Raw genomic sequence first — 12640 nt, forward strand, 5'->3', positions numbered from 1 at the left:
CGAGTGGTTAAAGGCAGCAGACTGTAAATCTGCCCGCGCAAGCGTACGCTAGTTCGAATCTAGCCCTGTCCACCACCCCCTTATTCACCGACATTCGCCAAAGCCCATAGAAATCCCCGATTTCCTAGGGTATTTTGCTCTCATAATCCGTCAACAACCGCTCTCGTTCGCCTGCAGCCGGAGCCTAGTGTGGGGACGGTGTGGGGACGAAAGGGGCTGTCCCCACATTTTGGATTTCGAGAGTGGCCTCTGAAAATGTGGGGACGAAAATGGGCAATCTCACGGCAATGGCGGTCAAGGCCGCGCTCGCGAATCCGGGGACTTATCAGGACGGCGACGGGCTCTTCCTGAAGGTAAAGAAGTCTGGTGGTGCTTCCTGATTGGTGCGCGTCCAGCGTGATGGCCAGCGTCAGGACATAGGGCTGGGGAGCGCGAAGCTTGTGACGCTGGCCGAAGCCCGCCAGAAAGCTCAGGAGATTCGCAAGGCGACCAGAGTTGAGCGCCGCGACATTCTGGCAGAGCGCAAGGACGAGGCTGCGGCGAAGGTGACCTTCCGTCAAGCCGCCTGCCTGTATCACTCCGAGAACGAGGCAGGATGGAAGAGCGCGGTTTACGCGCGCCAATGGCTCGCCAGTCTCGAAAACTACGTCTTCCCGAAACTGGGCAACATGCCGACCGGCAGCATCACCAGTGCCGATATCATCAGCGTGCTGACGCCGATCTGGCAGGAAATCCCCGATACCGCCCGGCAGGTGCGCAACCGGATATGTACTGTGCTAGATTACTCCCATGCCAAGGGCTGGCGCTCGCGCGAGGCACCATCTGGCAATGGCAGCCTGAAAGCGGGCAGGGGGTTGCCGCGGCAGGTGAAGGAAAGGGGCAACCGCAAGGCCATGCCCTATGTTGCGATGCAAGGTTTCATGATCGCCTTGCGGCGCAAACCTTCGTTCGGACGGCTTGCCCTTGAGCTACTCATCCTCACAGGTGTGCGCAGCCAGGAGGTACGGCTCGCCACATGGGCCGAGTTCGATCTGGAGAACCGCCTGTGGATGATCCCTGCCGAGCACATGAAGCGGAGCAAGGCCCATGTCGTACCGCTGTCGGACGAGGCTATGGGGGTGCTGGCGAAAGCGGACGCCCTGCGGCTGCCCGAAACCGACGTCGTGTTCCCGGGCGTGTCGGGCAAGCCCATGTCTGACATGACGCTGCTCAAGGTCATGCGCGACATGTGCGAACCGTACCACGTCCACGGATTCCGCTCCACGTTCACCGATTGGGCCGCAAACGAAGGCTTCCCCGATGCCGTGGTGGAAGCGGCTCTGGCTCACAAGACGCCCGATGCAGTGCAGGCGGCCTACCGCCGCACAACCTATCTCGGTACGCCCGACCAGCCGGGCGCGCGGGTGAAGTTGATGGCTGCGTGGGCGCGCTACTGCTCGGGCAGGACAGCGGACAAGGTTGCGCCGCCGGATTGATTTAGGTGGCGTAGACAAATTCGGATGACTGCGTGCGACCAGAGCCGGTCGTTCCCCTACAAAACCTTGGACGTCCGCTGTTGGCAAAACCCGTCGTAGCTATCAGTCCATCATCTCGACGAAAGGTGCTGCCAACGCGACCGCTTGAGAAGCAAGAGGTGAAGGTCGCTTGCACTACTGCGCGGTGATTGCAGGACCACCAGCCCGACTAATCAATCAGATGGCGAACCAACTCTTCCAGATCATGTAGCAGGCAACGCAGAAGATCAGTGCGGCGAACACCGTGTTAAGAAGGCCCTTGTGCGCTGCCAGACGGCGGGACGCCGCTGCGCCGACAAGGCCGCCGATCACCCCGCCGCCGATGAACACTGCCGCAAGCCCCCAATCGATCAGCCCTGAGGCCGCATAGTTGAGCGCAGTCGTCAGCCCGAAGGCAGCGATAGCAACGAGCGAGGAGCCGACGGCATAGAGCATCGGCATGCCGGTCGATGCCATGAGGCCCGGTACGATCAAGAAGCCGCCGCCAATCCCGAAGAACCCGGAAAACAGCCCCGTCGCGCTGCCGAAGGCGATCACCCTGGGCGCATTTTCCCGGCGGCATTCGACATTCGGGTTGCCCGTATGACCGCGCCCCTTGAGCATCAATGCGCCGACAACCAGCATCAGCAGGGCGAACAGGAACAGCAGGCGCTGGCCATCGAACGCCTTGCCAAGGCTCGATCCGAAGTAGGCGCCGGCCACGCCGGCGAGGGCGTACATACCGGCGCAGCGCCACTTGACCGAACCTTGCCGGGCGTGCGGCACGAGATTGGCCCCGGCATTGGCGGCGACCGCCAGTGCGCTCGTACCGATCGCAACATGCGGCGAAGTGACGCCCACCAGATAGACCATCAGCGGAACAGCCAGGATCGAGCCGCCCCCGCCGACCAGTCCGAGGGTAAAGCCCACCAGCGAGCCCGAAGCACCGCCGAGGAGATACTGGAGGGGCTCGAACATCGCCGGGTTACAGCCGGTTGAGCGGCAATTTGAGGTAGCGCGTGCCGTTATTCTCGGGCTCTGGCAGATGGCCTGCGCGCATGTTGATCTGGATCGAGGGCAGGATCAGGCGCGGCATGCCCAGCGTGGCATCGCGCGCCTCGCGCATCGCCACGAAAGCGTTTTCGCTCACGCCGGGATGGACGTGGACGTTGTGCGCCCGTTCATCGGCAACCGTCGTTTCCCAGACGAACTGGTCGCGGTCCGGCGCCTTGTAGTCGTGGCAGAGGAACAGCCGGGTCCGATCGGGCAAGGCGAGCAGGCGGTGGATCGAACGGAACAGCGTGCGTGCGTCACCGCCAGGAAAATCGGCCCGTGCGGTGCCGTAGTCGGGCATGAACAGCGTATCGCCGACGAACGCAGCATCACCGATCACGAACGCCATGTCGGCCGGGGTGTGCCCCGGCACGTGAAGCACGGTCGCCTCAAGCGACCCCAGCCGGAATCGCTCACCATCCTGCAGCAGCCGGTCGAACTGCGAACCATCGCGCGCGAAAGCCGGCCCTTCGTTGAAGATCGTGCCGAAGACCGATTGCACTGTCAGGATATCGCGCCCGATGGCGACAGTGCCGCCAAGCCGTTCCTGCAGATAGGGCGCGGCGGAGAGGTGATCGGCATGGACATGCGTTTCGAGCAGCCATTCGACCGTCAGCCCTGCCGCCTCGACATGGGCGATCACCTTGTCTGCCGAGGTGGTGGCGATGCGGCCCGAAGCCGGATCGAAATCGAGCACGCTGTCGATGATCGCCGCCTTGCCGGTGGCGGGATCGCTGGCGATATGGGTCGCGGTGAAGGTCGCCTCGTCGAACACGGTATGCACATGGACGCACCCGGGGGTGACTGCCTCTACGATGCCACACGCTGCCAGGAGCGCGGGATCGCTCATGCCATGGCCCTCACCAACCAGGCCTTGCCCGGCACCTGCACACCGTCCGGCGTTTCGAACTGGCGGAAGAAGGCGATGACCTTTTCACGGATCGCTTCCTCAAGGCCAGCTTCAGCGCCCGCCAGAACAGTTGCAAATGAAAAGGCACGAAGCGAAAATTCAGCGGCCTTGGCTGCGTCACTGCCCGCGCCGCCCACGCCGATCGGCCCATACCAAGCCTGCATGTCCACTTGCGGGAACCCGGCGCCTGAAAGCAAGGCGGCGAACCGGTCCGGATCAGCCAGCGCGAAGGGGCCCGGCGCGAGGGGATCGGCTGCGGGAAGTTCGATATGCTCGGCCACGATCGCGCGCGCGCCGCTCATCCACAAATTGTCCTGCGGCGATGCCCAGACCGCGAAATCGGCCTGGCCCCCATCCTTCAGCAAGCGGCGCAGATTGGCGAAAGCGGCTGCGGGATCGGCAAAGAACATGATGCCGAGGCGCGACATCAGCCGGTCGAACGGGGCCTCCTCAGGCACGAAGCTCGTGGCATCGCCCGTGCTGAAGCGCAAATTGCGCAGCCCTTCCGCTTCAGCGCGGCGGGTGGCCTCCGTCATCAGCATCGGGGCGATGTCGATCCCGTGCACGCTGCCATGAGGCGCGACCAGATGCGCGGCGAGGCGGGAGGTCCGGCCACCGCCGCAGCCGATATCGGCCACATGCTGGCCGTTCTGCAGCGCGGCTCGGTCAAGCAGAGCGATCCCAAGCGGCTCCAGCATCTGCTCGTAGGAATCAAGCTCGGCCAGCCAGAGCGCGCCGCGCGCATCAGCCCAGTCTTCCCCGCTCGTGCCGTGTGCATCGGACATCGTGTTCTCCCTCGCGTATCGGTTCATGCGCCTGCCTTGGCGGCAAACTGGTCATAGGCCTCGACCGCCTGCGCCGCATACATCAGGCTCGGCCCGGCGCCCATGTATAGCGCCATGCCCATGGTCTCCATCAGCTCTTCGCGCGTAGCACCCTGGCGCACCGCCGCTTCGCTATGGAAAGCAACGCAGCCATCGCAGCGGATCGCGACGGAGATGGCGAGCGCGATGAGTTCCTTGGTCTTGGTATCCAGCGCTCCGGCTTCCGTGGCGGCCTTGGCCATCGCCGAAAACGCCTTGGTCACCTCCGGGCTGCCCAGGCGGACCTGCTTGATCGCGCCTGAGAGCTGCGCCGCCATTTCCGGCCAATCCTTGTGCATGGGTATGCTCCTTCCCGGGTTCAGAACTTGCGGCCGGTGAGCGCCAGCAGCCGGTAGGCCGCGACGATCCGGTCCGTGCCCGCGCGTGCCGCGCCAGCCGCAGCGGTTGCCGCTTCGCGTTCGGCATTGAGCAGATCGAGCTGCGGCTTCATGCCGACGCGCACTTCCTGCCGGACGCTCTCCAGCGCCTTGGCGGCGGCGGCGGTCTGCTCACCAGCGGCCAATTCGACCAGCTGCGCCGTGCGCACATCCTGGTATGCCGCGATCACTTGCTCCTCGGTCTGCTGGCGGGCAGCGCGCACGCGGGAATCGGCTGCGCGCACCGCGCTGTCGCTCTCGGCCACCTTGCCGGAGACGCGCCCGCCATTGAAAATCTGCCAGCGCGCGCGGATGCCGACCGTGGCGCTGTCGCCGCGGTAGCCGGGGAAGAACTGGTCGCGGACGGTTGCCGCTTCGGCAAAGGCGCCTACCGTGGGGAGGCGCTCCGCCCGTGCGCCGCGCGCCGCCGCTTGTGCTGCGCGCAGTCCGGCTTCTGCCCCGGCCAGCATGGGGTTGGCTGCCATCGCGGCATCCATAGCTTCATCGAGCGTGGCAGGCAGCGCGGGATTGGCGGGAAGCGGCTGGAGATCGGTCGGCTCGAGCCCGGTCAGATCACGAAAGCGGGCCTGCGCCGAAACCTGCATGCCCTGCGCCCGCACCAGCGCCGCGCGCGCTTCGGCAAGGCGCGCGGAGGCTTGCGCCACATCGGTGCTCGGGCTTTCACCCGCCTTGAACTTGAGCTCGGCTTGGCGACCGATTTCGGTGGTTTCGGCCACCAGCCGGCCATAGAGATCTACCAGCTGCGATGCGGTCAGCACATCGCCGTAGGCCTGCGTCACCGCCACGACGAGCTGGCTGCGCATGCCGATCTTGCCGGCCTCTGCGGCTGCCATCCCGGCGCGCGCGCGGTCTATCCCCGCCCCGACGCGGCCCCCGGTAAACAGCGGTTGCTCGATCGCCATCTGCGCCGCGCGCGGGGTCACGTCCGCCCGGTTCAGCCCGAAATAGCCGCCGGGATCGAGGCGGCCATAGCCGACGGTTCCGGTCAGCGTCGCCGTCGGCATATGCTCCGCGCGCGCCTGATCCAGCCGTGCGGCCGCCACGTCCGCATCGGCATCGGCGGCGGCGACTTCGGGCGCATGGGCAAGGGCTGCGGCCAGCGCGTCATCGAGCGTCGCCGCCTGCGCGCTGCCCGCCAGCGCCAGCGGTGCGGCCAGCCACAGCGCCAGAAGGGCGGGAGCGCGCCGCCTGCTCATTGGAATGCCGTACCCGGGCGGATGCCCAGCGCCTTGAACACCATGGCCGCCGGGCAGAACCCGGTAAACCCCGCCTGGATCATGTTGAGCCCGGCAAAGGCGGTGAGGCCGATCCACCAGGGGTGGACCGTCAACGACAGGACAATGCCCAGCAGCACCACGCAGCCGGCAAAGATCATCACGGCACGATCGAGTGTCATCGCACTTGCTCCTTTCTGGATGGCTGGCGCGGGGTCAGGCGCGCAGCTTTTCGATGCCCATCACCTGCATCGCGAGCTTCTCGTAGAAGGGCTCGCTCTCGCCCTTGCGGATCTTGCGCAGGAAGTATTTCTCGAAGCCGATCTTGGCGAGGTGGACCCATTTGCCTCCGGCCGCCCAGTTGACGTTGCGCGGCGGAATCTGCGGCTGCGCAACGAAGGCGATGCCGCCATCGCCGAAATCTGCGAGGCACACGGCGTTCCATGTCGCCTCGGCGGTCGGCGCCTTGCCATCGAGCAGCGCGCCGATGTTGTGGGCCGTCGCCGTCACCATGCTTTCGATCATGAACCCGGTCTTGGGCACGCCCACCGGCACGTTGGTCGGACCCGTCGGCGGGATCGCCACGCAGACGCCCAGCGAGAAGATCTCGGGATACTTTGGATTGCGCTGGTGCTTGTCGATCAGGATGAAGCCGCGCGGGTTCGTCAGGCCGGGAATGTCGCGCACTGCCGCCACGCCGCGAAACGCGGGAAGCATCATCGAATAGCCGAAGGGCAGTTCGTGCGTCTTTGCCACCGCGCCGCCATCGGCGATTTCCTCGACATGCATGAGGCCGGCCTCGACCTTTGCCACGCGGGCGTTCGTGATCCACTTGATGTGCCGGTCGCGCAGCTTGCTCTCGAGCAGGCTCTTGGTATCGCCCACGCCGTCGAGCCCGAGGTGGCCGATATAGGGCTCCGCGGTGACGAAGGTCATCGGCACCTTGTCGCGCATCTTGCGGCGGCGCAGTTCGGTATCGAGGATCAGCGCGAACTCGTAGGCCGGGCCGTAGCACGATGCCCCCTGCACCGCGCCGACGACGATCGGGCCGGGATTTTCGACGAAGCGGTCGAACGCGTCCGCTGCGAGCGAGGCATGGCCGGTATCGCAAACCGAGACAGTGTGGCCTTCAGGACCGAAGCCTTCGATTTCGTCGAAGGCTAGTTCCGGACCCGTTGCAATTACGAGATAGTCGTAATTGACCGAGGTGCCATCATTGAGCTCGAGTCGCTTCTCATCGGCGTGCAGGCGCTTGGCGCCAACGGCGGTGAAGCCAATCTTCTTCTTTGCAAAGATCGGGGGCAGGTGAACCTGGATCGCTTCCGGCTTGCGCCAGCGCACCGCGACCCAAGGGTTTGAAGGGATGAAGGAATAGGTCTCCGTGTTGGAAACCATCAGGACCTCGGCCCTGCCTTTCACTTCGTCCTGGATTTCATAGGCGGCAATGGTTCCGCCGAGGCCAGCCCCGAGCACCACGATTTTCGGCTTTTCCGACACGTCCGTTCCTCTCACCTTCACATCTCGCTTGACTAAATATGATGATTACACGATATATGCAATATGCAAATTGATGCTGCATAAGGAGACAGGCCATGTTCGGATTTGGCAAGAGCAAGGCGCACCGTGAAATCGACGCGCAGACCCTCAAGGCGATGCTGCATGAAGGTTCGGCGCTGCTCGTCGATGTGCGCGAGCCCGACGAATTTGCTGCGGAGCACATCGCGGGTGCCGTGAACGCTCCGCTTTCCAGCTTTTCGCCGAAGAACCTGCCCGATGCCGGGACGCGCACGGTCGTGCTGCAGTGTGCAGGCGGCAAGCGCTCCGCGATGGCGCTCGATCACTGCGCCAAGGCGCAGTCTGCGATCGACACCCACCTCGCAGGCGGGATCGGCGCCTGGAAGGCCGCCGGTCTTCCGGTCGAGCGCGGCTGAACAGGGCTGGGGAGGACGCAGGCGTGGCAAGGTGGACATGGATCGCTGTGGGCGGGGCGTTGGCCCTTGCCGGTTGCGGCGGCGAGAAGGCGGCTGAAGCAGGCAGGGTTACCCTGCCCCCCGGCGAGCAGCTGGCCGTGACGCTGGCGGAAACCGCCGACATGAAGGCGGTCGGCGGCGAAATCACTACACGCGATGCAGCACAGGCACTGGCGCGCATTCCGGGCACGCTGGTGAGCTTCACCGTCCGCGCGGGCGATACCGTGTCCAGGGGACAGCGGATCGGCATGATCATCGATTCGCGGCTAGGCTACGAAACCAGCGCCGCCGGTGCACAGGTCGCCGCAGCACAGGCTGAAGCTGCACGCGCGCGCGGCGATCTCGCGCGGGTGCAGGACCTGTTCAATCACAACGTCTACGCCAAGGCGCGCCTCGATTCTGCGGTCGCCATGGCCCGCGCCGCCGATGCGCAGGTGGCTGCAGCGCGCGCCCAGCAAAGCGCCAGCGCAAGCGTAGCAGGGCAAGGCGCCGTCCTCGCGCCCGCAACAGGCCGGGTGCTGCGCGCGGACATCCCCGCAGGCTCGGTCGTCGCCCCCGGCATGGCACTCGCCGTCATCACGGCAGGCCCGCCGGTGCTGCGGCTCGATCTGCCGGAATCGCTCGCAAGGACCGTCCATGTCGGCTCGGCGATCACCGTTGCACCGCAGGATCTGCCCGAAGGGTCGCGCCAGGGGCAGGTGACGCAGGTCTATCCTGCCATCACCGGGGGCCGGGTTCAGGTCGATGCGACTGTGCCCGGCCTTACCACCGAGCTGGTCGGCCGCCGCGTCGGCGTCTCCATCGAGGTCGGGCGCCGCAAGGCGATCGTGATCCCGCGCCGCTTCGTCTCGACGCGCTACGGCATCGACTATGTGAACGTGCTGGGCGCGGACCGGCAGCCGAGCGCCGTCGCGGTGCAGACCGCGCCCGCCAGCGATCCCGCCAAAGTGGAGATTCTCGGCGGCGTTGCTGCCGGGGATATCCTGTTCGCACCGGGACGCGCGAAATGAACCTTGGCCTTTCCGGGCGCCTGACCCGCGCGACGATCGCCTCGCCGCTGACGCCGCTGTTCCTGTTCGCTGCGCTCGCCGTGGGCATTCTCGCGCTCTTCACCATCCCGCGCGAGGAAGAGCCGCAGATCAGCGTGCCGATGGTCGACATTCAGGTCATGGCACCTGGCCTTTCCGCGCCCGATGCGGTGCAGCTCGTCGGCATTCCGCTCGAGACCATCGTCAAGAGCGTCGACGGGGTCGAGCATGTCTACACGCAGGCCGAAGACGACGGCGTGATGGTCACCGCGCGTTTCGTCGTCGGGTCCAACCCCGAGGCCGCCGCCACGCGCATTGACGAAAAGCTGCGCGCCAACTGGGATCGCATCCCGGTCGGCATTCCCGATCCCAAGGTCACGGTGCGCGGGATCAACGATGTGCCGGCGGTGGTGCTCACGCTATCGCCCAAACCCGGCGCGGCGGGGCAATATGACGATCAGGCGCTCTACACGCTGGCGACCAAGCTGCGCACCGAGATCGCCAAGGTCGACAATGTCGGCCTGACTTTCATCACCGGCGGCCGCCCCGAGGAAATCCGCATCGCGCCCGATCCGGGCAAGCTCAGCCAGTTCGGCGTGCCGCTCGGCAGCGTGATCGACGCCGCCGCGCAGGCGGGTCGCAGCTTCCCTGCCGGCAGCATCCGCGAAGGCGGGCAGGCCGTTGCCGTGACCGCCGGGCAAACGCTGGGTTCGGCGCAGGATGTCGGCACGCTGACGGTCCGTTCGGCCAGCGGCGCGCCGGTCTATCTGCGCGATGTCGCCGCTGTCACGCAGGGCCCGCGCGAGGATCAGGCCCGCGCCTGACGCTGGGCACGACGCGATGGTCAATGGTCGAGCGCGCCCGCCGTCAGCCTCGCGATCGCCAAGCGCGCCGGTGCGAATGCCGTGGTCGTCTCCGATGCCGTTCTGCAGCGGCTGGAATCGCTCAAGGGCAGCCTGATCCCCGATGGTGTCGAGGTCTCGGTCACGCGCAATTATGGCGCGACGGCGAACGAGAAAGCCAACGAGCTGCTCTATCACCTCGCGCTGGCGACGGTTTCGATCATCGTCCTGATCGGCTTTGCCATCGGCTGGCGCGAAGCGGCGGTGACAGCGGTGGTGATCCCCACCACGATCCTGCTGACGATGTTCGCCTCGAACCTGATGGGCTACACGATCAACCGCGTCAGCCTGTTTGCATTGATCTTCTCGATCGGCATTCTCGTCGACGATGCCATCGTAATGATCGAGAACATCGCCCGCCACTGGTCGATGCCGGATGAGCGGACCCGCGTGGAAGCCGCAATCGAGGCGGTGGCGGAAGTGGGTAATCCCACCGTTGTCGCCACGATGACTGTCGTCGCGGCGCTGCTGCCGATGCTGTTCGTCTCGGGCCTGATGGGGCCCTACATGGCGCCGATCCCGGTTAATGCCTCGGCCGCGATGGTGTTCTCGTTCTTCGTTGCGGTGGTGATCGCGCCGTGGCTGATGATCCGCTTTGCGCGCAAGATCGCGGCGGGCGGCAGCCACCATGCCCATGACGAGAGCGGCGGCAAGCTCGGCGCGCTCTACGCCAGGGTCGCGCACCGGGTGATCGACAGCCGCACCTCGGCCCGCAACTTCCTCATCGGCGTCGGCCTTGCCACGCTGCTCGCCTGCTCGATGTTCTATTTCAAGGCGGTCACTGTGAAGTTGCTGCCCTTCGACAACAAATCCGAAGTGCAGGTGGTTGTCGACATGCCCGAAGGCACCAGCCTCGAGTCCACCGGCCGCGTCCTGGAGGATGTTGCGCGCGTGACCCGTCAGCTGCCCGAAGCGACCGCGATGGAGGCCTATCTCGGAACCTCCGCACCGTTCAACTTCAACGGCCTCGTGCGGCACTATTTCCTGCGCAGCCGCCCCGAAATGGGCGATGTGATGGTGACGCTGCTCCCCAAGGAAGACCGCTCGCGCTCCAGCCACGAGATCGCCCTCGATCTGCGCAATCGGCTCAAGTCGCTCAAGCTGCCGGATGGCGCTTCGCTCAAGGTCGTCGAAACCCCTCCGGGGCCGCCTGTGCTGGCGACGCTGCTGGCGGAAATCTATGGCCCCGATGCGCAGACCCGGCGCAAGACGGCCATCGAGCTCGAGAAGATCTTCAAGTCGGTGCCCTATATCGTCGATGTCGACAACAGCTTCGGCGCAGCCCGGCCCAAGCTGCGGCTGATCCCGCAGCGCGACCGGATCGACTACTACGGCCTCAATGCGCGCGACATCAACGACAGCATCGGCGCGCTGCTGGGCAGCCGCACCGTCGGCTATGCCCCACGCGGCGATGAACGCACGCCGCTGCCGATCACGGTTGCGCTCGCGCAATCCTCGCGCAGCTGGAGCCAGACGCTGGGCAGCACGCCGGTCGCGGTCGGTCAGGCCGGCCAGCTCGTCGAGCTCGGCAGCGTGGTCGAGGCGCGGCAGGAAGCGGCCAGCCCCGCGCTCTTCCGCCGCGATGGCCGCTACGCCGATATGGTCACCGCCGAGCTTGCGGGCGACTACGAAGCGCCGATCTACGGCATGCTCGCGGTCGATGCGGCGATCGACAACTACGACTGGGCGGCAAAGGGCCTCACCAAGCCGGTGATCCGCCTCAGCGGCCAGCCGCAGGATGAGCAGGCCACATCGCTGCTCTGGGACGGCGAATGGGAAATCACCTGGGTCACGTTCCGCGACATGGGTGGCGCCTTCATGGTTGCTCTGCTCGGGATCTACATCCTCGTCGTCGCGCAGTTCCGCAGCTTCAAGCTGCCGCTGGTGATCCTCACCCCGGTGCCGCTGACGCTGGTGGGCATCGTGCTGGGCCACATGCTGTTCCGCGCGCCGTTCACCGCCACCTCGATGATCGGGTTCATCGCGCTTGCCGGCATCATCGTGCGCAATTCGATCCTGCTGGTCGATTTCATCCGGCATACGAACAAGCCGGAGCGCCCCTTGCGCGACGTGCTGATCGAGGCAGGGACGATCCGCTTCAAGCCCATCGTGCTGACGGCGGCGGCCGCGATGATCGGTGCAGCGGTGATCCTCACCGACCCGATCTTCCAGGGTCTGGCCATTTCCCTCCTCTTCGGGCTGGCCTCCTCGACCTTGCTGACGGTTCTGGTTATTCCGGCGATCTATATCGTGCTGCGTGATGACGGGAGACCGGCAAGCCAATGATGATGACGGGTACTGCCGAACAGCTATGCGAGCGCGCGAGTGAAGTTGCCGCGTTCCTGAAGGTCGTGGCCAATCCGCAGCGCCTTTTGCTGCTGTGCCGCCTGCGCGAGGGTGAGGCTTCGGTGACCGAACTCATCGGGCTGTGCGATCTCTCGCAGTCCAGCGTCTCTCAGCACCTTGCGAAGATGCGCGAGGGCGGGCTGGTGCAGACCCGGCGCGAGAACACCACGATCTACTACCGGATCGCCAATGCCAACGCGCTCGCGCTGATCGGCTTTCTGTGCGATCAGTTTGGCGACCCCTCGGCCGCACAGGCAGCTGCGTGATCCGCCGCGGCGCAGCAGCGCTGCTGGGCGCGCTGCTTGCCTCAGTGCCATTGGCGGCTTGGGCCGAACCGACCCCGCTCACCATCCGCGTGCTGTCGCTGGGCGGCAAGTTCATTGGTTCAGGCATGGGCGGCGCGCGCATCGTCGTTCGCGATGCGCGCACGCAGCAGATCCTCGCGCAAGGCATCACCAGTGGC

At 65.7% G+C, this 12640-nt stretch carries 11 protein-coding genes and 2 pseudogenes; 6 read left to right on the forward strand and 7 right to left on the reverse strand.

What is annotated here, in order from left to right:
- Positions 1-383: 383 nt before the first annotated feature.
- Positions 384-1475, forward strand: a complete 1092-nt coding sequence (locus K5Q19_RS17175; RefSeq protein ID WP_292947817.1) for a site-specific integrase — start codon at positions 384-386, stop codon at positions 1473-1475.
- 216 nt (positions 1476-1691) lie between these two features.
- Here the strand turns inward: K5Q19_RS17175 and K5Q19_RS17180 are convergent, their stop codons facing one another.
- The 7 genes from K5Q19_RS17180 to K5Q19_RS17210 are packed head-to-tail and all read right to left on the reverse strand — an operon-like array spanning position 1692 to position 7428.
- Positions 1692-2471: a sulfite exporter TauE/SafE family protein gene (locus K5Q19_RS17180; protein WP_292947820.1), complete on the reverse strand. Its 780-nt coding sequence runs from the start codon at positions 2469-2471 to the stop codon at positions 1692-1694.
- A 7-nt stretch (positions 2472-2478) separates the two neighbouring features.
- Positions 2479-3396 (reverse strand): MBL fold metallo-hydrolase, encoded by a 918-nt coding sequence (locus K5Q19_RS17185; protein ID WP_292947823.1) that lies wholly within the window; start codon positions 3394-3396, stop codon positions 2479-2481.
- Complete coding sequence (locus tag K5Q19_RS17190; protein ID WP_292947826.1) at positions 3393-4241, reverse strand: class I SAM-dependent methyltransferase; 849 nt, start codon at positions 4239-4241, stop codon at positions 3393-3395. The genes K5Q19_RS17185 and K5Q19_RS17190 overlap by 4 nt, the downstream gene beginning before the upstream one ends.
- A gap of 23 nt (positions 4242-4264) precedes the next feature.
- On the reverse strand, positions 4265-4618 hold the full coding sequence (locus K5Q19_RS17195) for a carboxymuconolactone decarboxylase family protein (protein WP_292947829.1): 354 nt from the start codon (positions 4616-4618) through the stop codon (positions 4265-4267).
- Between the two features lie 20 nt (positions 4619-4638).
- The gene (locus K5Q19_RS17200) at positions 4639-5913 is read right to left on the reverse strand and encodes a TolC family protein (protein WP_292947831.1); all 1275 of its coding nucleotides are present in this window, start codon (positions 5911-5913) and stop codon (positions 4639-4641) included.
- Positions 5910-6113 carry a DUF2892 domain-containing protein gene (locus tag K5Q19_RS17205; RefSeq protein ID WP_292947833.1) on the reverse strand — a complete coding sequence of 68 codons (204 nt, stop codon included), beginning with the start codon at positions 6111-6113 and terminating at the stop codon, positions 5910-5912. The genes K5Q19_RS17200 and K5Q19_RS17205 overlap by 4 nt, the downstream gene beginning before the upstream one ends.
- Positions 6114-6147: 34 nt before the next feature.
- Positions 6148-7428, reverse strand: a complete 1281-nt coding sequence (locus K5Q19_RS17210) for an FAD/NAD(P)-binding oxidoreductase (protein ID WP_292947835.1) — start codon at positions 7426-7428, stop codon at positions 6148-6150.
- Positions 7429-7523: 95 nt separating this feature from the next.
- Here K5Q19_RS17210 and K5Q19_RS17215 point away from each other — a divergent pair, with 95 nt between their 5' ends.
- The 5 genes and pseudogenes from K5Q19_RS17215 to K5Q19_RS17235 form a co-directional block, all read left to right on the forward strand.
- The gene (locus tag K5Q19_RS17215) at positions 7524-7862 is read left to right on the forward strand and encodes a rhodanese-like domain-containing protein (protein ID WP_292947837.1); all 339 of its coding nucleotides are present in this window, start codon (positions 7524-7526) and stop codon (positions 7860-7862) included.
- A 23-nt stretch (positions 7863-7885) separates the two neighbouring features.
- A complete protein-coding gene (locus tag K5Q19_RS17220; protein ID WP_292947839.1) occupies positions 7886-8911 on the forward strand; it encodes an efflux RND transporter periplasmic adaptor subunit in 1026 nt (341 codons plus the stop codon).
- Positions 8908-12117 (forward strand): annotated as a pseudogene (locus K5Q19_RS17225) (efflux RND transporter permease subunit). The gene K5Q19_RS17220 and the pseudogene K5Q19_RS17225 overlap by 4 nt, the downstream one beginning before the upstream one ends.
- Positions 12117-12443 carry a metalloregulator ArsR/SmtB family transcription factor gene (locus K5Q19_RS17230; protein WP_292947841.1) on the forward strand — a complete coding sequence of 109 codons (327 nt, stop codon included), beginning with the start codon at positions 12117-12119 and terminating at the stop codon, positions 12441-12443. Before K5Q19_RS17225 ends, K5Q19_RS17230 begins: the two are co-directional and overlap by 1 nt.
- Positions 12440-12640: pseudogene (locus K5Q19_RS17235) on the forward strand (hypothetical protein); the annotation flags it as partial. The gene K5Q19_RS17230 and the pseudogene K5Q19_RS17235, both read left to right, overlap by 4 nt.

The sequence above is a fragment of the Novosphingobium sp. genome, assembly GCF_019748365.1.
In the GTDB taxonomy this organism is placed as follows: Bacteria; Pseudomonadota; Alphaproteobacteria; order Sphingomonadales; family Sphingomonadaceae; genus Novosphingobium.

What these genes read in the sequence shown, in the direction of transcription:
- K5Q19_RS17230 (WP_292947841.1), top strand. Translation starts at nt 12,117, where the DNA reads ATGATGACGGGTACTGCCGAACAGCTATGCGAGCGCGCGAGTGAAGTT.
- K5Q19_RS17195 (WP_292947829.1), bottom strand. Translation starts at nt 4,618, where the DNA reads ATGCACAAGGATTGGCCGGAAATGGCGGCGCAGCTCTCAGGCGCGATC.
- K5Q19_RS17185 (WP_292947823.1), bottom strand. Translation starts at nt 3,396, where the DNA reads ATGAGCGATCCCGCGCTCCTGGCAGCGTGTGGCATCGTAGAGGCAGTC.
- K5Q19_RS17200 (WP_292947831.1), bottom strand. Translation starts at nt 5,913, where the DNA reads ATGAGCAGGCGGCGCGCTCCCGCCCTTCTGGCGCTGTGGCTGGCCGCA.
- K5Q19_RS17215 (WP_292947837.1), top strand. Translation starts at nt 7,524, where the DNA reads ATGTTCGGATTTGGCAAGAGCAAGGCGCACCGTGAAATCGACGCGCAG.
- K5Q19_RS17205 (WP_292947833.1), bottom strand. Translation starts at nt 6,113, where the DNA reads ATGACACTCGATCGTGCCGTGATGATCTTTGCCGGCTGCGTGGTGCTG.
- K5Q19_RS17190 (WP_292947826.1), bottom strand. Translation starts at nt 4,241, where the DNA reads ATGTCCGATGCACACGGCACGAGCGGGGAAGACTGGGCTGATGCGCGC.
- K5Q19_RS17180 (WP_292947820.1), bottom strand. Translation starts at nt 2,471, where the DNA reads ATGTTCGAGCCCCTCCAGTATCTCCTCGGCGGTGCTTCGGGCTCGCTG.